Annotated in this window: 18 protein-coding genes, 1 tRNA gene and 4 pseudogenes; 13 read left to right on the forward strand and 10 right to left on the reverse strand. The window is 64.8% G+C overall.

Annotated elements, in window-relative coordinates:
* Positions 1–217 precede the first annotated feature (217 nt).
* Both HYG77_RS34280 and HYG77_RS34285 read left to right on the forward strand, forming a co-directional pair.
* Positions 218–637: a hypothetical protein gene (locus HYG77_RS34280; protein ID WP_208964040.1), complete on the forward strand. Its 420-nt coding sequence runs from the start codon at positions 218–220 to the stop codon at positions 635–637.
* 38 nt (positions 638–675) lie between these two features.
* Positions 676–837: a hypothetical protein gene (locus HYG77_RS34285; RefSeq protein WP_208964041.1), complete on the forward strand. Its 162-nt coding sequence runs from the start codon at positions 676–678 to the stop codon at positions 835–837.
* 125 nt (positions 838–962) lie between these two features.
* On the opposite strand, the pseudogene HYG77_RS41050 reads toward HYG77_RS34285, so the two are convergent.
* Together HYG77_RS41050 and HYG77_RS41055 are read right to left on the reverse strand one after the other, a co-directional pair.
* Positions 963–1108 (reverse strand): annotated as a pseudogene (locus tag HYG77_RS41050) (haloacid dehalogenase-like hydrolase); the annotation flags it as partial.
* 542 nt (positions 1109–1650) lie between these two features.
* Positions 1651–2027: pseudogene (locus HYG77_RS41055) on the reverse strand (lipase family protein); the annotation flags it as partial.
* A gap of 265 nt (positions 2028–2292) precedes the next feature.
* Between HYG77_RS41055 and HYG77_RS34295 the strand changes: the two are divergent.
* From HYG77_RS34295 to HYG77_RS34310, 4 genes and pseudogenes are all read left to right on the forward strand, one after another.
* Positions 2293–2709, forward strand: a complete 417-nt coding sequence (locus HYG77_RS34295; protein ID WP_208964042.1) for a cupin domain-containing protein — start codon at positions 2293–2295, stop codon at positions 2707–2709.
* A 248-nt stretch (positions 2710–2957) separates the two neighbouring features.
* A complete protein-coding gene (locus HYG77_RS34300; protein WP_208964043.1) occupies positions 2958–3500 on the forward strand; it encodes a phosphopantothenate--cysteine ligase family flavoprotein in 543 nt (180 codons plus the stop codon).
* Positions 3487–4719 (forward strand): MFS transporter, encoded by a 1233-nt coding sequence (locus HYG77_RS34305; RefSeq protein ID WP_208964044.1) that lies wholly within the window; start codon positions 3487–3489, stop codon positions 4717–4719. Before HYG77_RS34300 ends, HYG77_RS34305 begins: the two co-directional genes overlap by 14 nt.
* Before the next feature lie 114 nt (positions 4720–4833).
* A pseudogene (locus tag HYG77_RS34310) lies at positions 4834–5354 on the forward strand (PAS and ANTAR domain-containing protein).
* Between the two features lie 190 nt (positions 5355–5544).
* Here HYG77_RS34310 and HYG77_RS34315 read toward each other — a convergent pair.
* Together HYG77_RS34315 and HYG77_RS34320 are read right to left on the reverse strand one after the other, a co-directional pair.
* The gene (locus HYG77_RS34315) at positions 5545–5817 is read right to left on the reverse strand and encodes a WGxxGxxG family protein (RefSeq protein ID WP_208964045.1); all 273 of its coding nucleotides are present in this window, start codon (positions 5815–5817) and stop codon (positions 5545–5547) included.
* Between the two features lie 583 nt (positions 5818–6400).
* Complete coding sequence (locus HYG77_RS34320) at positions 6401–6763, reverse strand: helix-turn-helix domain-containing protein (RefSeq protein WP_244461533.1); 363 nt, start codon at positions 6761–6763, stop codon at positions 6401–6403.
* A 564-nt stretch (positions 6764–7327) separates the two neighbouring features.
* Between HYG77_RS34320 and HYG77_RS34325 the strand changes: the two genes are divergently transcribed.
* Positions 7328–7531, forward strand: a complete 204-nt coding sequence (locus tag HYG77_RS34325; protein ID WP_208964046.1) for a cold-shock protein — start codon at positions 7328–7330, stop codon at positions 7529–7531.
* Between the two features lie 552 nt (positions 7532–8083).
* On the opposite strand, the gene HYG77_RS34330 is transcribed toward HYG77_RS34325, so the two are convergent.
* Together HYG77_RS34330 and HYG77_RS34335 are read right to left on the reverse strand one after the other, a co-directional pair.
* Positions 8084–9130: a DNA ligase gene (locus HYG77_RS34330; RefSeq protein ID WP_208964047.1), complete on the reverse strand. Its 1047-nt coding sequence runs from the start codon at positions 9128–9130 to the stop codon at positions 8084–8086.
* A gap of 143 nt (positions 9131–9273) precedes the next feature.
* The gene (locus HYG77_RS34335; protein WP_244461491.1) at positions 9274–10071 is read right to left on the reverse strand and encodes a class I SAM-dependent methyltransferase; all 798 of its coding nucleotides are present in this window, start codon (positions 10069–10071) and stop codon (positions 9274–9276) included.
* Positions 10072–10294: 223 nt separating this feature from the next.
* Between HYG77_RS34335 and HYG77_RS34340 the strand changes: the two genes are divergently transcribed.
* A complete protein-coding gene (locus HYG77_RS34340; protein ID WP_208964048.1) occupies positions 10295–10633 on the forward strand; it encodes an Lsr2 family protein in 339 nt (112 codons plus the stop codon).
* Between the two features lie 1061 nt (positions 10634–11694).
* Here HYG77_RS34340 and HYG77_RS34345 read toward each other — a convergent pair.
* Positions 11695–12714, reverse strand: a pseudogene (locus tag HYG77_RS34345) (LLM class F420-dependent oxidoreductase).
* 1720 nt (positions 12715–14434) lie between these two features.
* Between HYG77_RS34345 and HYG77_RS34355 the strand changes: the two are divergent.
* The gene (locus tag HYG77_RS34355) at positions 14435–15148 is read left to right on the forward strand and encodes an LppX_LprAFG lipoprotein (protein ID WP_208964050.1); all 714 of its coding nucleotides are present in this window, start codon (positions 14435–14437) and stop codon (positions 15146–15148) included.
* A complete protein-coding gene (locus HYG77_RS34360; RefSeq protein ID WP_208964051.1) occupies positions 15145–16719 on the forward strand; it encodes an MFS transporter in 1575 nt (524 codons plus the stop codon). Before HYG77_RS34355 ends, HYG77_RS34360 begins: the two co-directional genes overlap by 4 nt.
* Positions 16720–16774: 55 nt before the next feature.
* Here HYG77_RS34360 and HYG77_RS34365 read toward each other — a convergent pair whose 3' ends face one another.
* A complete protein-coding gene (locus tag HYG77_RS34365) occupies positions 16775–17176 on the reverse strand; it encodes a hypothetical protein (RefSeq protein WP_244461539.1) in 402 nt (133 codons plus the stop codon).
* A gap of 46 nt (positions 17177–17222) precedes the next feature.
* On the opposite strand from HYG77_RS34365, the gene HYG77_RS34370 reads away from it, so the two are divergent.
* Positions 17223–17474, forward strand: a complete 252-nt coding sequence (locus HYG77_RS34370) for a type II toxin-antitoxin system prevent-host-death family antitoxin (protein WP_005569061.1) — start codon at positions 17223–17225, stop codon at positions 17472–17474.
* The gene (locus HYG77_RS34375; protein WP_072948949.1) at positions 17471–17731 is read left to right on the forward strand and encodes a Txe/YoeB family addiction module toxin; all 261 of its coding nucleotides are present in this window, start codon (positions 17471–17473) and stop codon (positions 17729–17731) included. Before HYG77_RS34370 ends, HYG77_RS34375 begins: the two co-directional genes overlap by 4 nt.
* Positions 17732–18548: 817 nt before the next feature.
* Here the strand turns inward: HYG77_RS34375 and HYG77_RS34380 are convergent.
* Together HYG77_RS34380 and HYG77_RS34385 are read right to left on the reverse strand one after the other, a co-directional pair.
* The gene (locus HYG77_RS34380) at positions 18549–20255 is read right to left on the reverse strand and encodes a DEAD/DEAH box helicase family protein (protein ID WP_208964052.1); all 1707 of its coding nucleotides are present in this window, start codon (positions 20253–20255) and stop codon (positions 18549–18551) included.
* A 153-nt stretch (positions 20256–20408) separates the two neighbouring features.
* Positions 20409–20480: transfer RNA gene (locus tag HYG77_RS34385), tRNA-Gly, on the reverse strand.
* Positions 20481–20987: 507 nt separating this feature from the next.
* On the opposite strand from HYG77_RS34385, the gene HYG77_RS34390 reads away from it, so the two are divergent.
* Positions 20988–22235: an IS256 family transposase gene (locus HYG77_RS34390; protein WP_208962286.1), complete on the forward strand. Its 1248-nt coding sequence runs from the start codon at positions 20988–20990 to the stop codon at positions 22233–22235.
* Positions 22236–23128: the final 893 nt, after the last annotated feature.

Raw genomic sequence — 23128 nt, forward strand, 5'->3', positions numbered from 1 at the left:
GTTCATAGCTCTTCACTCGATCCGGGATGGACTGGTATTTAACGTAACGAATGGGCGCAGGGGGAAGTCACCCTTCGCGTCCTTCATTTCGGGCACAACAGCGGGCATGTCGGCGGAAATCCGAGCGCTCGCGTCGCGCTCACCGTGCGGGTACGTCCCGTCACTGTGCAACGGTGATCACGCTGCGGGTGCCGGGCACTGGTCTTATCGTGGGCGGATGGGAATGGGTCTGCTGATACTCGACCTGCCACGCGCCTGGCCGCGGCCCACGGCACTGGCCACCGCGGCCGAGGAGCTCCGCGACCGCGGCATCGAGCACTGGTCCGGTCTCGAGCTACGCGCCACCGCATCGACCGGCACGGATTTGATCCGCCGGTTCACCTTCACCTACTGGGCCGAGACGATCGCCGCGCGCACCCATCACGGCGGCTACCTGGACCTGTGGGAGCGCCTCGATCCCGCCGAACGCGCGGCGCTCATGCACGTCGCCTCGGGTACCGCCGTCAGTGCGGACGTCACAACCCTGCTGCTCCGCGCGGCGGGCGAGAGTTTCCTGCCTCGCGATCGTGACGGACGTCCCCGACTTCCGCGCAGCCTGCGCCACTTCCTGCGCGCGATGGACGACCGCCGCCGCTGACACCGCCCGCCGAAAAGTCGAGCGGTGCGGACGCCGTAGTGATCGAGCCGACATACGACGCCCGGTCACGAGACGTCGGCTATCGGCTGAAGGACCCCCGACAGCATGGCTGCGGTGAGGTCGACAGCGACGAGCTGACCGCGGTGGTCGAGGTCTTGGCGCAGGAGGGTGTTGCCGTGATGCAGGGCCGCGACGTGTAGCCCTATTCGGGCAGCGATCCGACGGCCGGCACGATCCCTCACTGGGCAGCCTCGGCGCCAGAATTCGGGTAGCCGCGGGTGTAGGCGGCCTGCCAGGGCTGCCGGATGCGCAGAGCCGAATCCTATTCCGCCATCACGACGAGGCGGCGCAGGATGAAATCGAGCTGGATCGGCATCTGGCACCGTTCCGTCGTTGTCGAAGACCGCGACCCGGTCCTCGGGAGGGACGGGTCCGATCCGTCGGACCGGTCGCCCGCCGGACGAAATCCAGGAATCCTTGATTGCTCGGGCCGTCGCGCCAATTTACGCCAAGGTGTCAATCAACGGTTTCCTGGCCGCCGACCCGGAATTCTCGTGTCCACTGATCCGGAAAAGCACCGTATCCCTCCGATCGGAGCGAACCGACCCGTCTACAAGGCTTCTGACGTGTCCGTTGGCATTTGTGTTTCCGGGCAGCCTCGGCCATCCGGAAATCCTCGCCTCATGCCGCCAGGCGGCATAGTCGCCAATGGTCGAATGCTGAGAGGGTGCGCCCGCCCCAAGTCCAGAAGACGATCTCCGCGGCGGCGGCGACGCGCGGGCAAATCCCCGCTTCCGTCAGCGAGGTAGCAGCGTCGAGTCCGGCGAGTTCGGCCGGCCCGCAGTACAAGGTTCGGGTGATCTCCCGGCGCGATCCGAAGGTGCCCGCGCCGGGCCTGTCTCATGTGGGCCGCGCAGTCTCCGGGGTCGTGGCACGACCAGGGGCTCGCCGGTTGAATCCAAGTGTCCAGGTCCTGCCCGCGACACGGCGGCTGGGCGCTGTCGGGGTGATGGTCAGCAGGTGGAGGGTGCCGGGTCGCCGCGGAAGCGGGCGTCCATCCAGTCCAACCCTGTGGCAGACCGAGCGCGGCCGCGGAGAGGTGATCGGGGGTTGGGGTCGTTAGGGTCGTGACCGGGGTTCCGGTGGCGCAGTAGGGGCGCAGAGTGTTGTCGATCGAGTCCACCGGGATCAACGCGTCGGTGGGGCTGTGCCACTCGAAGATCGGCGTGGTGGGCACGCCCGGATACAGTTCCACACTGTTCTCGTCGAGCACCTTCCAGGCCGCGGGATCGTCCATGAAATAGGTGTTGTCGGTCATCTCGGCGGCGCTGTGCCCGAGTCCGAGGATCATGATGTCGTTGGTGCACCCGTTGCCGATTTGCTGTTTCAATTTCATGATCAAATCCGACTACCTACAAATCTGTCGCACACCCATAAGAGGGGGATCGGCCGCCACCCCTTGGTGTGACGTCTGCATTCAAGGGGTGCCTGAGCCGCACCCTTGGATAGGTATCGGACCGGTGCCGGCCAGCCTACCTTTGGTCGTAGCAAGCAGGCACGGAATGAAGCCAGCCCCAATGATTGTGGAAGAAGGTACCATGGCCCGAAGCGGTCGGCGGCTCATTTTCTACCTAGGCGCGGCGATCGTAGCGGCCATGTCTCTGGCTTCCGCGACGCTGCCCGCCCAAGCCGCCCCCAACGTCGGAGTGAACGGCGAGGTGCTCAGCAAGTCGTTGGTGACAGAGAGCGTTCACATCGCCCCCAGCGGGCCGGTTGACGTTCAGTTCTCCGTCCTGATCGTCGATCCCGGCGGAAGCGTTGGCTGGCACTCACATCCCGGTGATGTGCTCGTCAATATCGCCGATGGAGCCGCGTCCCGATACGAGGCTGACGACAAGTTATGCAGGCCAGCGACATTTACCGTTGGTCAGGGCTGGGTCGAGCATCCGCACCACGTGCACACCGTCCGCAACGAGACCGACAAGCCGCTGACACTCAATGTCGTCCTGATCACGCCAACGGGCATGTCGCCCGGCGTCAGCGAACCCGACCCCGGCAACTGCCGGTTCTGAACCCCGCACTCGATCGACCGAAATGGAGGTGTCGTCATGGTTGAAACCGCCGTTGGTGGCCAGACCTGCTGATTTACGTCCCGACCTGAAACCCGCACTCACCGAACCGAAATGGAGGTGTCGAGATGGTTGAAACCGCCGTTGGAGGCCAGACCTGCTGATTTCCCTAAGTTGAGGGACCGCCCGGCAACCCGCTGGGCGGTCCCTTGACTGCAAACATGCCCGCCCATCCCGAGAATTGAGTCGTCATGCGCCATGGTGCGCTCGTCGTTATCGCCGCAGGGTCCAGCGCTTCGGTGGTCCTGCCGCTCTACCTGAGCGAGCTCCGCAAAACACAGAGCGAGATCGTCGTCCTGCTGACCAAGAGCGCGGAACGGTTCGTGCCACGGGAAGTGATCGGCTGGTTGGCCGACGAGGTGATCACCTCCGACAGCCCAACCCTCAACCCGGTGGAACTCGCCATGACCGCCACGTCCATTGTGGTACTCCCAGCGACCGCGCACCTGGTGGCCGCGACCGCGCTTGGACTGGCCTCGACGCCGGCGAGCACCGCGCTGCTCGCCGCGCCGGCGCCGTGCCTCTGGTTTCCCCACATGAACAAGGCCATGTGGGACAGGCCGGTGATCCAGCGGCACGTGGCAAGCCTGCGGGAATCGGGCGAAACTGTCATCGACCCGGAATCCCGGGTGGTCTACGAGATGTGGCGTGGGAGCCATAGTGACGGCGTCTCCATGCTCGGCCCAGAGAAAGCGGTCCCCATCGTCAACGACTGGCTCGATGCGCGCGCGTGAGGTGCTGCGGCAGCGCGATTTTCGGCTGCTGTTCGTCGCCCAGACCGCATCGATGGCCGGCGACGCCCCCGCGATGCTGGCGATCACTTTCGTCGTGCTCGAGATCGGCGGCTCGCCTGCGGCGCTCGGCGCCGTGCTTGCCGCCCGCTTCGTGCCACTCACCGGGTTGCTCCTGCTAGGTGGAGTACTCGCGGACCGCTTTCCGCGCAGGGGGCTGATGATCGCGTCGGACCTGGCGCGCGCAGGCTCGCAAGCCGTGCTGGCCGTCCTGCTCGTCGCGGGGACCGCGCAGCTGTGGCAGATCATCGCGTTGCAGGTGGTCTACGGCAGCGCTGAAGCGCTGTTCACGCCCGCTTTGGGGGGGATCCTTCCGCAACTCGTGCCGTCGGCGTCGCTCCGCGAGGCGAATGCGCTCATCTCGATGTCGACCAGCCTGACCCGCGTGCTCGGCCCCGCGGTAGGCGCCATCATCATCGCGACAGTGGGACCGGGAGCGGCCGTGGCAATGGACGCCGCGACCTTCGCGGTCAGTGCGCTTGCGCTGATGGGCGTCCGCGCGACGCCAGCCGCCCAACGAACGACACCGGAGCGCCTGTTCCCTGCACTGAAAACCGGGTGGCGTGAGGTACGTTCGCGCACCTGGCTGTGGACGTCGATCGTGAACTTCACCGTGTTCACCGCCCTGGCATGGCCGGCCGTGCTGGTCCTGGGCCCGCAGGTCGCGCTACTGGACTTCGGTGGCCCCGACGGCTGGGCAGTGATCATGGCGACTTTCGCAGGAGGGGCGTTGCTCGGAGGCGCATTCGCGTTGCGAGTGCCCGCGGCATACCCGGTCGCCGCGTGCGCCGCACTGCTGGCAGTCGCGGCAGCGAGACCCGCGGTTCTGGTCAGCGGTGCGGGGCTGCCGATCATCGGCGTGTACAGCGCGCTGTCCGGCGCTGCGTTCTCGATTGCACTGGTGTACTGGCAAACCGTGTTGCAGGAACGGATACCGCTGGCGGTGCTCTCACGGGTGAGGTCCATCGACGACTTCAGTTGCGCGTTGTTCACGCCGATCAGCTACCTCGCCATCGGCCCGCTGGCGGCGTTCATCGGACTCCGCGAAGGGATGCTGCTGCTGGCCGCGGTGGCGGTCGTCGCGTGTGTCGGGACGGTCGCTGTTCCCGCAGTCCGACAGCTGTCCAGCAGCAAAGAACCCGTGGCTGCGCCGGTCGGCTGAACGCACACACGGCGGCTCAGGTGGGGTCCGATTACCGTCGCAGGCCACAGGCCCACAGCCGGGAGAACTATCCGATGCGAGGGTGGTGCGAGCGCGGAGGGCCGTGGGGCCGCTGTGGACGGTGATGAGCTCGTTGTCTCGAATGCACCTCCACAGGGCGAGAGTTTCCGGTTCTACCTCGACGGCGAACGCTGGGAATGGTCCGACCCGTCGCCCGGATGCACGGCTACCAACCGGCGAGATCACGCCCACCACCGAACTTCTGCTCTCCCACAAGCATCCAGCAGACAAAGCGCAGAGCGCTGTTCTTTTCGACAAGATGATCCATGCCGGTGATCCGTTGAGCAGCAAGCACCGCATCGACACCGATCTCCGCATACACCACGTGATCGCGGGCGGTGATCGAGCGGGCCAAGGGTGCGCTCATGCTCGTGTACGGCATCTCCTCCGAACGCGCGTTCGGCATCCTTACCTGGCGCTCACGGCAGACGAACCCCAAACTCCGCGTCCTTGCCGAACGCTTCGTCGCCGCCCTCACCGAGACGACTTTCCCGGAGTCGTTTCGCGCCCGGTTCGACCACCTACTGCTGACCGCCCACGAGCACCCCGACACCTTGCCGGGGGAGCGGGACTGACACCCTGTTGCGAGTGACCAGCCCGAATGTCCTCCACCGCAATGGTTCCCGACCGGATCACCTCCCTCTGCGGAGGGTTCCGCTGCCAGGTTGCGAGGGATGCGGTTACGGGGAGTGTGGACGTGAGGAATTCATGTGGTCAACGGCGATGCCCCGACCTCGCGGCCGGGGCATCGTCACGGTTTGAGGTTCAGGGGCGGCGCGTCGGGTCGGCTCCGACGCCTGTGCGCACGGTCGGCTCGTTGCGACGCCTGAGTCCGGCGAGACCCAGCAGACCTGCGAGGCCCAGCAGACCCCACAGTCCGGTGTTGTCGCTGCCTTCGCTGTCACTGTGCTCGTCCTGCGCTTGCTGCGCCACGACGGCGGTAGTGCTTGCGGCTTCGGGAGCGGTGGCGTGGGCGACGCCGACGCCACCGAACGTGATCGCGGTAGCGGCAACGGTGGCGGCAATGGTCTTGCGCATCGTGTCTCCTGTTTCTTCGGATGTAGCGAAAGCCTCGGTCCGGCTTCGCGGACCATCGCTGGAGTGCCCTGTACCCGAAGCATGTTCCGCGAAAACACCAGTTGTGCATATTGATGCGTACGGCTACCCGGTGACGTTGCCGATCGGCCGTCCGTGCCGATCGACACTGCATACCGTGACGAGGTGCCGCCCGTCTGGTGCACTGCACCTGAGGGGGTTTTTCCTGACGGCGCTCCACGAATCGGCGGATTTGGCCCCACCGGGTGCCGGCGACTTCTTACGTCGTGGACCTCGAAGTTCCGGTTTACCTCGGGATCGAGCCCGTGATTGATCCGACCCCCATCATGGGCTGGTCCCTCCGCGGGCAGTGTCGGACGCCGCCCGCTGGGGTACCACGTTCTCAGATGTGCCCGGTATTCCGGAGTACCGGTCGTGTCCAGGCCGCGTCGGTTCAGCCAGGAGCCGGCCTGGCCGCCCCCGACGCCTTGCGCCGCGTGCTGCGCCGCACGGGTTCTGCACCTGACATACGAAGGCGACCGGGTGGGGAACCTCGACTGGCGTTCGGCAACGGTCGGTGGGGGTTTCAGCCGGGTGCGGGGGAGGGCCCGTCCGTCGACGGGCGGTGGGTGCGCTCGAGTTCGGCGTTGATGCGGTGGGCCTCGGCGAGTTGGTCTTCGAGGATGATGATGCGGCACGCGGACTCGAGCGCGGTGCCCTGATCGATCAGTTCGCGGGCCCGGGCGGCGAGGCGGAGCTGGTATCGGGAATAGCGGCGGTGCCCGCCCTCCGAGCGTCCGGGAGCGAGCAGCTTCGCGGCATCGAGGCTGCGGAGGAAGGCCTGTGTTACGCCGAGGATCTCGGCGGCACGGCCCATGCTGTAGGCCGGGTAGTCCTCGTCGTCGAGCTTGTCCCCGGCCGGGCTGCGGTCGGGTGAATCTTCCGGAATGGGATAACACCTTTCACACGGACAGGGCCCCCGGCGCCGTGAGGCACCGGGGGCCGGAGCGGTTTTCACTTTCCTATTTCCTGCACTTTTCCGGCGGTCGGGCTCATCGTGCTGCTCGACTGCCGGCCGGAGGTGCCGGGGCCTCACACACTCATATCAACGCTTGCCCCGTCACGCCCGTCTCTTGCGGTACAGCTCTGCGGGCAGTTCATTCTCTCCCGCACCTCGTGAACTCTTTCCTTGCAACGACAGGAACTCTACAACGGCGAATCCTCAATGTCTACAGTCGCCACTACAGATATTCTGGAGTGGGTTGTCCAGGCTTTTTTTATGCATCGAGAGGCGCGTTGGCTCCGACATGGACGGGCAGTCCCCGCGGCGGATCGGTTCACATCGATGGTGAGGTGGCAGTGTCAACAGTCGCAGTAGGTGTCGAGCAGTCTGTCCGCTTTCCTCGGTTCGGGTACGGTTGTCCGGAACCGTTCTTCGGGTGGCAGGATTCAGCGGTATCGAGATCGGGGATCCGATGTGGGTTCCCGGATCGTGGTTGCAGGGAGTATCGGCATGGCGCAGGGAATTGTGAAGTGGTTCAACGGGGAGAAGGGCTTCGGTTTCATCGCACCCGACGACGGAAGTGCGGACGTCTTCGTGCACTACTCAGAAATCTCGGGCAGCGGCTACAAGTCGCTCGAGGAGAACCAGCGGGTGGAGTTCGAGGTGGGCCAGGGGCAGAAGGGCCCGCAGGCCACGAATGTGCGGGCTGTCTAACATTTCTGGAGGACCGCACCCGTTGGGTGCGGTCCCCTTCAGCAGCCGGATGAGGATCGTTGATGCAGATGCATCCAAGGGGGCTGATGTGGCACGGGCTTTGTCACGCTGCGGCGGCTGGGGGGAAATCTAGACCACGAGGGTGAGGAAGGCCGCGAGAGGTGCCAGCGCTCTTGTCTGCGACGAGGCGCAAGTTATCTCCGGTGCCTCTCTCGTCACTCCGTCACGTCACGCTCATCCACCACGTGGCGACGGCTGCCACGAAATCGACCCACCATTGCGGATACCACGGGTTGGTCATGCGCTCGTCCCTCCGTCGCGGGGCTCCGGCCTACTTGGTGTAGCGGGCGGAGGGAAGGCGGCGTTACACACGAGAGAAGACTCTCGATCGGGTCGATTCCTTGGAGATCAGCTCGCTTGCTGCTTCAGGTCCCGTAGTGGGTGGGGCCTTCGCTGGCATGCGGGTGGGTCACAGGCCCGACAGGCCGGAAGGCAGCGGGTTGATCGTGTCGCTGTCCCACGTGATCTCGCGGATCGGGTGTCACGGGCTCGCTAGGCGTCGACCGGCAGAAACGTCAGCTTCGCGCGATGCGTGATGTTGCAGCTACGGCAATAATCCCATTTGGCTTCCTCCGGCGGGATATCCGATCGGCGGCCTTTGTACGAGGGATGTCTCAGGCCGCCTGCCTTGCTGAACTCGCGGAACTCGACGTCGACGACGACGTGTGGCTCGACCCAGTGCGCACCACGAGGGGCGTCAGCATGCGAGGCGGGAAGGGGGCTGGTCGGGCGTTCGAGCTGCTCGAGTTGGTCGCGCAGCTGCCGGCGCATCGATGCAGTAAACCCAGTGCCGACCTGACCGATATGCACCAGAACGCCCTTGCGGTCATAGGCCCCCAGGAGGAGGGAGCCGACTACGTTCCGCTGCGCCCCACCTCCAGCGATCCAACCGATGACGACGGCCGACATTCTCTGTCTCACGAGTGTTTTTATCCACGACCGAGTTCGTCTGCCCGGCAGGTAGATCGAGGAGACCTTCTTGAAAACGCACCCCTCCATCCCGGTCTCGCGGGCCACACCGAGCATGGTGTCCGCGTCCAGTCCGAGCCAATGCGGAGGTGCCTGGACCGGCAGACCCGCACCGTGGGACGGGACGAGCTCGGTGAGCGCCGCCCGCCGATCGAGATACGGCGCCGACATCAGTGATGACCCCTCGACGAGCAGGTCGAAGGCGAAGAAGTTGACGGTGACCTGGCGGCGCAGCACCGCAGATGGGTGCACCACGTTCATGCGGCGTTGCAAACGGCCGAACGAGGGCCGCCCATCGTCTCCCAATGCGACGACCTCCCCGTCCAGCACCACCCTTAGGCGGCCGCCGAAAGCGTCGGCCAGGGCCTCGACCAGTTCCGGATACGACGATGTCACTACGTTCAAGTTTCGGGACCACAGGACCGGATCGCCGTGGCGACCGGCCGATGCCAGCAGTCGGCAGCCGTCGTACTTGATCTCCGCCGCCGACGACCCACTCGATTCACCCTCGGGCGGAGCGCCCAGGGTCGCCAACATCGGCGCAATCAGCCCCCGGTCGGCATCGCTCATCCGCTGATTGTCCGCCCGACGAGCGGTTATTCCGTGGTGATTGACTTCCTGCGCGACAAATGAATCCGGTGGCTTTCCGTCGCCTGGGCAGTGGTCGTGGAGCTGGTCGACTCGCCCACCCTCTGGGCAGGCGCGTGCTGCGTTCAGGCCGCGAGGAAGACGTACGCCGTCATCGGGGCGGTGACCGGCCCCGGGCCCAGCCTGGCCGTCATCTCCGCGATGACGGTGGCCCAGATGGCTGGTCCGTCGCCGCGCTCTTCAACGGCCGCGCGCACCGGTGTCCCGCTGAGGTACCCGGTGGCAAGGTCGGCGGTCGACGCGGCCCGCCCCTGAAGCGTCAGTTCCTGCTCGTCCTCGACGGCGAACCCGGCGGCCGCCAGATCAGCGGCCACGACAGTGGGGTCGGCGTAGCCGTGCGGAACCGTCTGGAAGAACCGTGGCGGATCGACCGGACAGGCCCGCTCCAGCCCGGCCTGCAGCGCGACTTCGAAGGCATGCGTCCCGAGCGGGCCCCAGGTGTTGAACAGGAACCGGCCGCCTGGGGCCAGCACCCGGCGGACCCCTTTGAAGGCCGCGATGCGGTCGGGAAAAAACATCACGCCGAACTGGCAAACCACCAGGTCGAAGCCTCCATCCCGGAAGGGCAGCCGCTGCGCGTCGGCCTGCCGCCACACCGCGCCCGGGGCGCGGGTCGACCCGAAAGCGACCATGGCCTCGTTCAGGTCGGTGGCCGTCACCTCGGCCGAGGGTGCCGCTGCGAGCAGGTTCGCTGTCAACACGCCAGTCCCCGCCGCGAGTTCGAGGATTCGTCGAGGGTGGAGTGCCGCCGCCCGGGCGGTCAGGTCCTCGGCGAAGGGCCGGAAGACCACCGGCACGAGGTACTGCTCATAGGCCGCCGGCATGGATTCTGACCATCGCCGGTCGGCATTGATTCCTGTCATCTCATGACGGTAGCGCCGCGTCAGGAAACCTCTTCCCTTTCCGTCAGGGTCGCCAACATTGGGGCAATCAGCCCCCGGTTGGCATCGCTCATCCGCTGATTGTCCGCCCGACGAGCGGTTATTCCGTGGTGATTGTCTTCCTGCGCGACAATGAATCCGGTGGCTGTGGTCGCCTGGGCAGTAGTGTCTGCCTGGCTGTTTCCTGAAGCGAAGGAGTGCACAGGTGGCGCGGAAGATTGTCGTGGACCTGGTTGACGACCTCGACGGCAGTGTCATCGAGGCCGGCGAGGGCGAGCACATCACGTTCTCGGTGAACGGTGTCGACTACGAGATCGACCTCAAGACGAAGAACGCCCGCGAGTTCCTCAAGACGATGGAGTTCTACATCGACCATGCCACCAAGGTCGGGAGCCGCAAGCGCCCGACCGCCAAGGCCGGCGCGGCGCGGTCCCGGTCGCAGGCCCGGGAGGTGCGGGAGTGGGCGACCGCGAACGGCTACGAAGTGTCCGCACGCGGCCGGATCCCCGCCGACGTCCAGGAAGCGTTCGACGCAGCGCACTGAACCCATCACGACACGAGGCGGCAGCGCCGGCTCACTGCAGAACCGTGCGCGGCCTAAACGCGACCGATACTCCGAAATACCGGGCACGCCTGAACTCCGTAGTACTCCCAGACGGTCCCGCTCGCCGCGTCGTGTCGACATGAGGGTTTGGGCAGTGTGACTCGACGATCTGATGCAGGGCGCGAAAGTCTCGACTTCGTGTCCCTAGCTCGCGAACCTAGGGTCTACCCCCAGGTCAGAGACCTGTACGTCGGCGAAAGATTCTGACATTAGTGAGAATCCCCTGCTACAAGACTTTGCAGAAGCCAACACGCGTGCGACTGTGCTCGGAGCTGCTCGAACAGAGACTCTTCTTTTACTCTAAGTGCCGACCTGTTGATTGGCAGTCGGGTTGGCTTCACCAGATCGAGGCCGTACGCAGACTCCTCGACCACAGGGGAGCTGAGCTGAAGTCCGAGTGTCGCGAGAGTAGCGTGCGTGGGTTCTGCAGGAAAGTCTCGATATTGCCGGAGATGCGGGATCCGCACGCAGTCGTCGATAAACGTCTTGGCCGTCTTGACCAGTGTTGCTGCGCGTGCCTCGGACAGGTCGCGGCGGCGATTGACAACCAGCGCGGCCACTCAGCAGAGCAGTCGGCCTGGACGCGGTCGATGCGCTCGCTGACGGTGGCGGGCAGGTAGAGCCGCTCGGTGAGGGAGACGGCCAACAGATCGGTCTCCTCGAGTGCTATGCGGACGTATCCCCGGACAAGATGGGCGAATACTTCTTCGTCGGGGCACTGGGTACGCATGGCTCGCGTCATCTCGAGGGCCAGTCACTCCTGGAGCCGGTTTACGCTTGCGGGATGAGTCGCCTCCTGACCACGAAGATCATTCACGCAGCCAGCAGGCGGCCAGCCCAGAATCTCGTGGGGAGGCGCAGTAAACATGTCCCGTGGTGCGCACGTGCCATAAGTGGTTGGTGATCGGAGGGTCTGTCAACGGCGGCCGAGGTTTGATTTGGAGCCGACATCGCGGAGCGTGCAGGTTGCAACTGTTTAGTGCTGTTCGGAACAGTTGGCCCTACCTCAGCAGGTTCGCCATCACCCGAAGGGTCGCCGGGCTCCCCGAGATCAGCATTGTGTTAGCAGGGTGCCTTTCCATATCGACAGTTCCTCAGCGACTTTCTCCTTGGGGCCGACCAGGGCCACTTTCTCGACTAGCGAGGCTTGGATGCGCGCGGCCGCTTCAGCCTTGCGCCCGTCGAGAAACAGTTCGGCTACGTCTGCACACACGCCTTCGTATCCCATTCGAAACGAAGACATTGCTGTGAAAATTTTCCTCTCTCGCGCCCATTCCTCCGATGTACATCGCAAGCCCCTGCCGCACCCGGGTCATTGCTCCGTCCAAGTCTTCATCGAGGCCCACCGTTACTTGACAAGCGATCTCGAAATCGTCGAGACCATGACGGGCCCCTGGACGTGCGAAGCCCTCAGCCAGGGCTGCACGATATCCGGAGTCGGCGAACGGCGAGTAGAACAACGGCAACCAACCGTCTGCGACCTCGGCCGCCAACGCGACGTTCTTCGAACCCTCGGCGGCAAGGAAAATTGGTATCTCGGGACGCAGCGGATGCAGCGTCGACTTCAACGGCTTCCCAAGACCGCTCGCTCGCGCCGGAATCTCGAAATGGTTGCCCGTGAACTCGACAAGTTGGCGCGTCGTGACCTGTCGAATAATCTGGATGTACTCGCGTGTTCGCGCCAACGGCCTCGCGAATTCCTGCCCATACCAGCCCTCCACAACCTGGGGGCCCGATGCTCCGAGGCCGGGGATGAAGCGTCCGCCGCTCAGATGGTCCATCGTCATAGCAACCATCGCGGTTGCGGTCGGAGTTCGAGCGGACATCTGCATGATCGCGGTTCCGAGCCTGGGCCGCGCCGTCCTGCTACCCAACCAGGCCAGCGGAGAAATTGCGTCTGAGCCATATGCCTCCGACGTCCAAACGGAATCGAGCCCCAGTTCTTCCACAGTCGTTATGAGATCCTCTTGTCCCGGTGGCGGCCTTCCGGTCCAATAATCAAGTGGCAGGCCGAGTTTCATAACGATTTGTTCTCACATTCCGGGAGGACTGCAGATGTGCGTTGGTTGGAATTGCGGATCTCGTCATGCCTTGGCCGAGGTCAGCGAAGAATGGAGTGTCTTTGTGGCCAGCTCAGTCAGGGCTTTCCTGTCGACCTTCCCTGTCACCATCGAGGGCCACGTTCCGGGTGCCACGCTGAGTACATGCTTGGGGATTTTGAACGCTGACAGCTTCCCCGAGCATCGTTTTCGAATCTCGGAGTCGGACAACGAAGACCCGTGAGCGAACTCGACACAGGCGACCACAGCTTGACCCCACCGCGGATCTGGAACGCCCAAGACGACGGCTGATCGCACCGAGGGGATGTTGGCTACAAGGAAGTCTTCGACCTCGTGCAGGCAACGTTCTCGCCGCCCGTCTTGACCATCTCCTTCAGCCGACCTTCGAAGGTGAAGGCGCCGTCCTGGCCTAATCTCACTCGATCGCCAGTGCGGAGGAAGCCGTTCTCCTCACGTCCGTCTGTGCCATCGATCTACCCTGCGAACAGGCTCCATCCCTTGATCGCAAGTTCACCGCTCTCGCCTTCGTTCACGCGATGACCGGTGTCTGGGTCGATGACCTTAACTAAGTCGCCGATGCGCGACTGGTCGTCCCGGGGTAGGTGGCACATACGCCGGGGTTGGGGTGATGCACCGTGCATCATGGTGCATGGCGACCTGGCGGACGATTCTTCTGGTTCGGGCGCTGTTCTGCTGACTGATCAGACGGGCAGGTCGGTCCGTCTGATCGCCGGTTCCGGTGGAGCGAGACGGGGAGGCTTGCGGTGGGAGTGAGGGTGCGAGTAGTCGGGGGTTTGGGTGCGCCGTCATGGATCTCGGTCGGCGGTTTTACTAGGGAGTGCGTGCGGTCAGGATGCGTGAGTTGATTTCCGGGGTGGTGGTGCAGGCCATGCTGAAGGCGGCTTCCCGGACCATTCTGTCGGTGGGTTGGCCGCGATGGATGGATAGGCTTCCTGCGGCGGTGGCGCAGTAGGCAGCGGCGATGACGGCGAATTGGCTGGCGTGGGCGCGGGCGTCGTAGATGTCTCCGTTGCCGGTGGCTGCGTTGTTGAGTGCGGTGCGGATCGTGGTGTCTGTCCCACATTTGTGGGAGTGTTAGGGGTGAGTGCGGTTACGCCCACGGCGGTGATGGCTCCCGTCGGGCAACTGACCTCAGGATTTCAAGAGTCCCGGAGATGTCCGAGACACGCGGATGTATCGATGTTCTCAGGCGCAGTCCCGGCAGATCAGCTGCTGACCGTAGGCGAGGCGACTTTGGTTACCCGTCCTGCATCACAAGCGTCGGTGTGGGACACGGTCGAACCCGCAGCACCGCACGGTGTTACGGATAGCCGTGAAGCACGTACATCTTCACCGCCTGCCACCTCGGTGTCAGAAAGTATGAAATTTACGTAGACGCTAGAGGGCGGTAAAGAGTGGTAGAGAGCAGACGGTTCCTGTGGAAGGGACGAAGAGCAACTGCGATCACCCGCGCATGTGGAAGCGCCAGAAACCACAAGGTCACCGAAGCGCGCCCCGCGCCGAGACCGTCAAGTGCGTCGTACCGGGACTTGCGCAACGCCGGCCATTTCGGCGCACCTGCCGTGCCCGGTGACTCGGTGGCCGCCCGGCGTTCCCGCGACGACACCGGTTCTGGCCGCAAGCCCGGGCGTTTTCGGAGCCGGCGTCCTAGGATTCGGGCATGCTCACCCGCCGTATCTTCCTCAGGACCCTCGCGTTCAGCGTGGCGGTAGTCGCCGGCTGCAGCACCGACACCAATCCGGGAGGGAGTGAGAACCTGCCGGACGCGGCCGGGCTGCTCGCCGAGTCGGCGTCCGCCCTCCGCGATATCAAGAGCGCACACTTCACGATGACCGTCAACGGCTCGATTCCGGGCATCAGCGTGCAGACCGCCGAGGGCGATTTGACCAGGGAGGGCGGTCCGGCCGGTGGCGCGAAGGGCACGGTGAAGCTGACCCTGGCCGGCCAGCTGATCGAAGGTGAATTCGTGCTGGTCGACGACTCGTTGTACCTGAGGGGCCCGACCGGCACCTTTCAGCGGTATCCGTCCTCGCTCACCTCCGAGTACTACGACCCGACCGCCATTCTCGACCCGGACCGGGGCTTCGCGAAGGTGCTGACCAGCATCACGGATGCGAAGACCGAGACGAGGGAAAAGGTTGACGGGACACCGGCGTACAAGATCACCGGACGGGCGGACAAGGATGCGGTGGGCAACATCGTTCCCGGGGTCGAGTCCGAGGTGGACATCACGGTGTGGCTTGACGAGGACGGCATGCACCTCCCGATGAGAGCGTTGGTCACGTTCCCGAAGCCGGCCGGCGCAGACGCCCCGACCGTCGACGTGGTGGTGTCCGATCTGGACAAGCCCGTGACGGTGACACCCCCGCCGTGAGTGTCGAGCTGATCCCGGGGCGGAGCAGGACCGTCGCCATCGGCGCCGCGGCGCTCGCCGTGCTGCTCGGCGCGCTGGACACCTACGTCGTGGTGAGCATGATCCGGCAGATCATGGACGACCTGCTGATCCCGGTGAACCGACTGGAGCGGGTGACCCCGATCGTCACCGGGTACCTGCTCGGCTACATTGCCGCGATGCCGCTGCTCGGCCAGGCATCGGACCGGTTCGGCCGCAAGCTAGTGCTGCAGAGCTGCCTCGCCGGGTTCCTGGTCGGCTCGGTGGTCACCGCGCTCGCCGACGACCTGCCCATGCTCGTTGCCGGGCGGGTCGTCCAGGGTGTCGCAAGTGGAGCGTTGCTGCCAGTGACCATGGCGCTTGCCGCCGACCTGTGGGCAACCCACAAGCGGTCGAACGTGCTCGGCGCGGTGGGTGCCGTGCAGGAGCTGGGCAGCGTGCTGGGCCCGCTATACGGAGTGGCGATCGCAGGCCTTGCCGTGTGGTCAAACGCGTTCGGCATCGCCGGCTGGCGCGGCGTGTTCTGGATGAACGTACCGCTCGGCGTGCTCGCCATGATCGCGGTGCAGGTTTCGGTGTCGCGCCGCGATCCGGCGCACGAACCCGTCCGGGTGGACGTGGCCGGGGGGGTGCTGCTCGCGGTCGCCCTTGGGCTGGCCGTCGTCGGCCTGTACAACCCGGACCCGCGCACCGCCGTGCTGCCACCGTGGGGCGGGCCGATGCTGATCGGGGTCGGTGTCGCGACCGTCGCCTTCGTCGGCTGGGAGTTGCGCGCCAAGACCCGGCTGATCGACCCGGTCGACGTGCAGATGGGCGCGTTCCTCGCCGCGCTCGGCGTATCCGGTGCGGCAGGCGTCGCGCTGATGGTGACCCTGGTAGACGTCGACCTGTTCGCCCAGTCGCTGCTCGATCGGGACGACCGGGGAGCGGTCATACTGCTGCTGCGGTTCCTGGCCGCGCTCCCGGTCGGCGCGTTGCTCGGTGGGCTGCTGGCGGCAAGGCTGGGCGACAGGGTGGTCGCGGCGGCCGGCATGCTGCTGGCCGCGGCGGGTTACTTCCGGATGGCCCGGTGGCCGATGGACGTGCTGTCCGTGCCGTACCAGGTCGGGCCGATTGCGGTGCCCCGGCTGGACACCGACCTGGCCATCGCTGGACTAGGTCTCGGCCTGGTGATCGCGCCGCTCTCCGTTGCGGTGCTCCGCGCCGTGCCGCCCAGCCAGCACGGGATCGCCTCTGCCGGTGTGGTGGTCGCCCGGATGACCGGGATGCTCGTCGGGGTTGCCGCGTTATCCGCGTGGGGGCTGCACCGCTTCCACAGCCTGACTGCGAACCTGCAGGTGCCGTTCCCCGTCGGCAAACCTCCCGAGCAGGCGGCGAGGGAGCTGGCCGAGTACACCGGGGCAGTCGACCGTGCTCTGCTTACCCAGTACACCGAGATATTTCTGATCACGTCGGTGGTGTGCGCGGCGGGAGCGCTGCTGGCATTGTTCCTCGGCCGCCGCCCAGCCAAGGCTTCGGACTCCGCCGAGAACAGCATCACCAAGCGGACATGACCCCGTCGAATGGCGACCTGACCGAGTACAAAGCATCCTCACTACAGCCTGGCGCTCACGGTCGCCGCGTCCGCGTCCGCGTCCGGACCGAGTCCGGGACCGGAAGACCGACGATGCGGGCGAGTTCCGCATTCGTCGGATTGCGCAGCACCTTCTCGCCGTGCCAGATCACCAGGGGAGTGTCCTCGGGGGCGACGTCCAGGCTGCGCAGCAGCTGCTCCGCCCATTTGTCCCGCTGCGGGTCCTCACTTTCGGATTTTCGATCCGGATGGGCGTCGGCCAGGGATCGCTGCGCAGCCCCGCACCGGTTGGTGGACGCGCTCGGTCCCGGGTCCGGACGAGTCGCTCGCCGGAGCGGCGGGGGTCGGCGGGCGGTGAGGGGATGCGGACCACGGGGTGAATTTCGGTTCTGGAGCTCGCCCCACGGTGGGTCGTCCCCCTTGGATTGTGGAAGCATGTCAGGTAACGTACAGTTTCTTGTACGCAATAACGGAGGTGTGCTCATGCGAACTATGACCTACTCGGAGTCTCGCGCGCGGTACGCCGAGGTCCTCAACGCCGTCGTCGATGACCGGGAAGAAATCGTCATCACGCGGGCGGGTCACGAGCCGGTGGTGATGGTTTCGCTCGACGACTATGAGTCGTTGAAGGAAACGGCATACTTGCTCAGGAGTCCGGAGAACGCCCGCCGGCTGTTGGCGTCGATCGATCGGTTGGAGTCCGGCGGGGGAACTGTCCGGGATCTGGCTGAATGAAACTTGTCTGGGACGAGTCCGCGTGGGAGGACTACGTCTGGTGGCAGGCGCAGGATCGGAAGATCGTCAAGCGGATCAACACACTACTCAAGGATGTCGAACGCAACGGGAACGACGGAATCGGCAAGCCCGAGCCCCTCAAGCACGGTTTTCAAGGCTACTGGTCCCGGCGTATCACCGATGAGCACCGGCTGGTCTATAAAATTGTCGATGATCAGATCCGCATTGCTGCCTGCCGTTACCACTACGGACACTGATCGCGCTCACCGCGGCGGCTGGGCTTGTCGACAACGACTGCGGAATGGTTCTAGTCCACTGGGCATGACGCTCCGACTGTCCGCGTTTTGGGAGGGCTCGCAGTAGGCAGGATTGGTGGTTGAGGTGTGGCCGACCCGCCGAGTTGGGGACGTCTTGGAGGCTGGGCTGGACGCCCTGACCGACCGCGGCCTGCTGACCCGTAGAACCGATCGGCAGCGTCTGCTGACGATCGGCTTCGACGACCTTCGGGGAAATCGTGCACCACGCGAATCGCTGCACAGGCCATCACCTCAGCCGGCGAACGGACTCCCCGCACCGACGCTCTCGCTGCAGCCAGCTGATGCGTATGGACGGCGTGTTTCGGCCGGCGAGTGGCAGGGTGCCCTTGACGGTCGTTTCCACGGTTCTGCCGATCACGATCACCGCGATGACTCGGAGGAGCAATGTGTCACCGGCCGAGGAGGAACCGGCGACGAGCCGCGCCCTCGAACCCAGCGGCGCTCCACTCGCGAGTCCCCTTCGCCCAATCCGATGCCGAGTGCGCGCCGGCCAGTATGAGCCCAGGACCACCCGCCGGCCGCGCACGCGTTCACCATCGCCGTCTCTCCGCCCCCTCGAACCGACCAAGATCGACGGCGGCGAACTCTCTGCCGATCCTCGGTCTGGTTGCGCTCCCGCTCATCGGGTAGCGACCCATCCTTGTGTCGTTACTCGGCGGCCCACACCAAGGTGGACACCCAACTGTGAGCACACTTGCGGGGATTATGTACATCCGCTCGCTCTCGATTGTAGGAGTCCCTGGTCCAGGCATCATGCCTACTCGAAGATGCTTTCGGGAAGCCAGTCTGCGTCGAACAGTCGGGCGAGCTTTCCGAACGCCCCGAGATCGCCATCGACACTGGCTGATGTCACCATGAGCCGATTGATCATGATCCGAGCCGCCTGCTCCTCCACCGTTCCGGCGGCGAACAGGAGTGACCATGAGCAAACCTGCCCGTCGCGATGCGCACGACCCATCGTTTGGCGTGCGGCAATTCCGGAGTAGCGAGGCTGGTGGAAGAACCCGATGCGACGTGCCGATGAGGCGCGGGAACCGTCGACCATCAACTCGGAGGCCTGCAGATTGATCGCAGATGCGGTGTTGAACACCACGACCGGGTTGTGGCCGCGCTGAAATCGAATGCGCTCCGTCTCGAGATCGCCGCCGCCGAAGATACGCGAGACGCCAATGCCCTGCTCCTCCAGGAGGTTGGCTACCGGGTCGGCGGCCGTGGTGACCAATTCGACGGCGACGAGTACCTGGTAGCCGCGTTCGACGTGTGCGGCTACCAACTCGGCGGTCTGCGGGGCTCGCAGCATGCCTGCCTTCTGCCGGAACCGCATCAGAGCGGCCCGGCCGCGGGCGGTGTCGTTCCCCTGCCGGGCGATTCTCATCGCGCTCCGGAACTCACTCCAGTCCTGTTGGTACGCAGCCCATTGTGTGGCGGTGAAGTCGAGTGGCAGGCCGTCGATAGGTGGCGCCCCCCAGGGCGCGTCGCGATGCACCATGACGGGCGGGTCGCAGTCGGTCATCCATTTTCGGACGCGGGTGACGGCCTGATGCTGCAGCCGCTGAGAGCCTTTGGCTTGGTCGTTCCAGTCCCATTTGCCCTTGTCCCACCCGGGAGCCAGGGGTAGGCCACGCTCGACCAGTTTCTTACCGAGATCGGCCCACTCGCCCGGCGGGTCATCGTGTAGTTGCGCGAAAAGCGAAGACAAGTAGGTGTATTCGCCTGGGTGATGACCCGGCGTCGCCGTCACGGTGATGACGAACGGCGCCTTCTCAGGCGTCGCGGAGAGACGGTTGATGCGCCGCTGGTATTGGGTGCGCTGGGCCGTGAGGTGCCTGAATTGCTGTGCCTCGTCATTGATGATGAGGGAGAAGGAGTACTTCGGTTGGCCGTTGCGTCCGAGTAACTTCTTGAGCTGGTCCGGGGAGATGATCAGCCACCGATACCCACCGTCGCCGAACGCAGCGAGGGCGTCGCGCCACGCGGCGATGGTGATCTGGGCCGGCCGGTCCACGGTGATGAGTACGGTTTCGCCGCCCCCTAATTTCAGCGCAGCCTTCGCGCCGATGATTGCGCTGCCGGTCTTGCCTACACCGGGCTCGTCGGCCAACAGGAATCCGCGCTTGCCGTGGTGAAAGGCCGTCGCGATCGCCTTCGCGGCGTCCACCTGTTCGGGCCGCGGTATCTTGTGGAAACCAGTAGCGCCCGGTTGCCGCACGCCGTTGAGGTCCTCTTCGACCCAGCGGCTGTACGAGTACGGTTTCGACGCGTAGACGGTGAGTTCGTCGGGCAATTGAGCGCCGATGTAGGCATACGCTTTGAGCGCTTTGTAGTACTTGGCACCGGGCGCGGATGCCCGATAAGGGACATCGAGGATCCAGATCTGCTCCCCGTGCCCCGGGGTGGGTATCAGCGGCGCGGCGCTGGCTCGTCTGGGCTTGGAGCGTCGCTGGGTGGTCTTCCGTGCGGCCATGAGTGCAGGCTATTCCAAAGACGAATCGTCGAGGTCAACGACCATCCTCGGCCGGGCCAGTCCGTCCATCGCCCGCCGCGACAGCACGCGATTTCTCGGCGTCAGCCACCGGGGAGGGAGGGATGGAGTGGAGGGAGGGAATGGAATGGAGGGAGCCGATGACCGGAATCGAACCCGCGTGTTTCAGCTTGGGAAGCTGATGTTCTGCCATTGAACTACATCGGCGCGCACGACATTGGGTGCGCGTAGGCTTCCCAACACCCTGCGACGGAAGCATATGTCGCCCACTGACGCGCAGGGATCGCGAAGAGGATCCAGCGGATCAACGCCCGCACCGGGGGACGCCCGACTCGCCCGCAGCGGTGTTAACGGGTGGCCTGATCCTGCTGTCACGCCGCCGCTGCGCCGCCGCGAGGAGAGCGCGGGAAGCGGGAGAGCCGAGGCGCAACCGTTACAGGGAGGATCAGTGGCTCCATGGCGCAGGCAACCACACCCAGCTCATCGGCATTATCGACGGCCGCCCTAGTCAACCAGGCCATTCCGGGCGCGTAGCGGACGCAACACCATTGCAACGTCGTCGAGTGCAACGTCGGGGTAAGTCCCAGGGAGTGGTGGGAATCGGCTGACGGCATCCGGCCAGGTCCGGGCGTGTCGCTCCCTCGAAAAGGGTGGGCCATCGCGTAGTGATCAACGAGTTACCTCTCACAGTGACTCGTTACCAGGAGCTACGCGATGACCCACGACCATTCTGCACTGCTCGCCCAACTCGACGCACTCACCGGCGCCGACAGCGCCAGCGTGTTCGCCGAACTGATCCGCGCCGGCCTGCAGGCCTTGATCGAAGCCGAAGCCACCGACAAGCTCGGCGCCGGCCGCTACGAACGCACCGCTACCCGCACCACCCACCGCAACGGCCACCGCACCAAGACCGTCTCCACGACCAGCGGCGATGTCGAGGTCAAGATCCCCAAGCTACGGTCCGGGTCGTTCTTCCCATCCTTGCTGGAACGGCGCCGGCGGATCGACAAAGCCCTGTACGCGGTCGTGATGGAGGCGTATGTGCACGGGGTCTCGACTCGCAGCGTCGATGACCTGGTCGGTGCATTGGGGGTCGAATCCGGAATCTCGAAGTCGGAGGTCTCGCGGATCTGCGCCGGTCTCGATACCGAGATCGCCCGGTTCCGGGAGCGCACCCTGACGCACACGAGCTTTCCGTACGTGTTCCTCGATGCCACTTTTTGTAAGGTCCGGGTCGGTGCGCACGTGGTGTCCCAGGCGTTGGTGGTCGCCACCGGGGTGTCGATCGACGGCACCCGCGAGGTCCTCGGTACCGCGGTCGGCGACAGTGAATCCTACGAGTTCTGGCGTGAGTTCCTCACCAGCCTCAAAGACCGTGGTCTGTCGGGGGTGCATCTGGTGATCTCCGATGCGCACAGCGGTCTCAAAGCTGCTGTGATGCAGCAGTTCGCGGGATCATCGTGGCAGAGGTGTCGGGTTCATTTCATGCGTAACATCCGATCGGCAGTGGCGGCCAAGCATGTGCCGCCGGTGATGGCGGCGGTCAAGACGATCTTTTCGCACACCGATCCGGTCGACGTGGCCGCGCAGTGGGACCAGGTCACCGATACCTTCACCGGTTCGTTCCCGAAGGTTGCGGCGTTGATGGAAGCCGCCAAGCACGATGTGCTCGCCTTCACCGCGTTTCCGAAGGCGCATTGGCAAAAAATCTGGTCCAACAATCCAATTGAGCGGTTGAACAAGGAAATCAAGCGTCGAGCCGATGTGGTGGAGATCTTCCCGAACCCGGCCGCGTTCCTGCGGTTGGCGACCGCGGTGGTGATCGAGCAGCACGACGAATGGCAGGTCACCCGCCGCTACGTCTCGGATGTGAGCATGGACGAGCTCCGTGCGGTGATCGCCGCGAAGGGACACGCTACCGAGCCGGCGTTGTCGTTGACCGGCTCGAGCGGAACAGCATAGTATTCACCGCGACTCGTTGATCGCTATGCGTACCGCGTGCCGATCCGAAGTCCACCACTCCACGGGGCACTATCCAACGTCGTCGAGCATCCGCATTGCAGCTGGGCGGACGCCGCGTTGCATGCCATGCGGATGACTCATTCAGTTCACTCGAGAAAAGGTGGAGGGGCACATCCCGTCACTCGATCCGAAAGTGGGCAAGTAGATCCGGTGGCGAGATACACGCCGGTCAGGGTTGGGATAATGGCACAAGGCGTCGCCAGAGGCAGTGTGGAGGGCTCGCGTAGTAGCCTGCGCGATGCATGACTCTTTCACGTCATCCCCAGCTCAGTCGCGCCGCGACCTCGTCATGTCACTGGGGCTGGTCTCGTCGTTTTCGGCGCGGAGGCCCGGAGCCTCACCGCTGACGGAAACCTCACGGGCGACCAAGTTCGCCGACTCCTACCTGCTGGATTAGTTGGAGCAATTGGTGGTGAACTCGTTGCGAGTGTCACGTATCTCGCAGCGGGGCGTTGGGCGTACGCCGGTGCTGCCCTTGTTCGCCAGCTGGTCGAGATTGAGTACCTCGCTTGGGCGGTGACCAATGATCCAGACGATGCGTGGAGTGGTTCAAGTCGGACAAAGAACCCGCCTACAGCGATGGCAGCCGGGCAAGATCTGCCAGCGTTCGGAGGACGATTTCCGAATAAGGACTTTCACGATCACTGTGAAATTGGCGGCCACCCCGTTCCGGAACCTGCGATGAGTGTCCTAGACCATCGGGACAAGTGGGTTGAGGTCACCCTCTACGAAACCGCGCTGCACGGGGCAGTTACTTGGCACTATTTGCTGCGTGCACTTGAGGGTATCGATCCGATCTCAGAAGTGGAGCGCCACTACCAACTCGTCGACCG

The organism is Rhodococcus sp. ZPP (assembly GCF_017656075.1).
GTDB classification, from domain to species: Bacteria; Actinomycetota; Actinomycetes; order Mycobacteriales; family Mycobacteriaceae; genus Rhodococcus_F; species Rhodococcus_F oxybenzonivorans.

Bases quoted from the DNA above. Each gene is read 5' to 3' on its own strand.
- HYG77_RS34280 (WP_208964040.1), top strand. From the start codon at position 218: ATGGGAATGGGTCTGCTGATACTCGACCTGCCACGCGCCTGGCCGCGG.
- HYG77_RS34295 (WP_208964042.1), top strand. From the start codon at position 2,293: ATGTCTCTGGCTTCCGCGACGCTGCCCGCCCAAGCCGCCCCCAACGTC.
- HYG77_RS34300 (WP_208964043.1), top strand. From the start codon at position 2,958: ATGCGCCATGGTGCGCTCGTCGTTATCGCCGCAGGGTCCAGCGCTTCG.
- HYG77_RS34305 (WP_208964044.1), top strand. From the start codon at position 3,487: ATGCGCGCGCGTGAGGTGCTGCGGCAGCGCGATTTTCGGCTGCTGTTC.
- HYG77_RS34315 (WP_208964045.1), bottom strand. From the start codon at position 5,817: ATGCGCAAGACCATTGCCGCCACCGTTGCCGCTACCGCGATCACGTTC.
- HYG77_RS34325 (WP_208964046.1), top strand. From the start codon at position 7,328: ATGGCGCAGGGAATTGTGAAGTGGTTCAACGGGGAGAAGGGCTTCGGT.
- HYG77_RS34330 (WP_208964047.1), bottom strand. From the start codon at position 9,130: ATGAGCGATGCCGACCGGGGGCTGATTGCGCCGATGTTGGCGACCCTG.
- HYG77_RS34335 (WP_244461491.1), bottom strand. From the start codon at position 10,071: ATGACAGGAATCAATGCCGACCGGCGATGGTCAGAATCCATGCCGGCG.
- HYG77_RS34355 (WP_208964050.1), top strand. From the start codon at position 14,435: ATGCTCACCCGCCGTATCTTCCTCAGGACCCTCGCGTTCAGCGTGGCG.
- HYG77_RS34365 (WP_244461539.1), bottom strand. From the start codon at position 17,176: ATGCTTCCACAATCCAAGGGGGACGACCCACCGTGGGGCGAGCTCCAG.
- HYG77_RS34370 (WP_005569061.1), top strand. From the start codon at position 17,223: ATGCGAACTATGACCTACTCGGAGTCTCGCGCGCGGTACGCCGAGGTC.
- HYG77_RS34375 (WP_072948949.1), top strand. From the start codon at position 17,471: ATGAAACTTGTCTGGGACGAGTCCGCGTGGGAGGACTACGTCTGGTGG.
- HYG77_RS34380 (WP_208964052.1), bottom strand. From the start codon at position 20,255: ATGGCCGCACGGAAGACCACCCAGCGACGCTCCAAGCCCAGACGAGCC.
- HYG77_RS34390 (WP_208962286.1), top strand. From the start codon at position 20,988: ATGACCCACGACCATTCTGCACTGCTCGCCCAACTCGACGCACTCACC.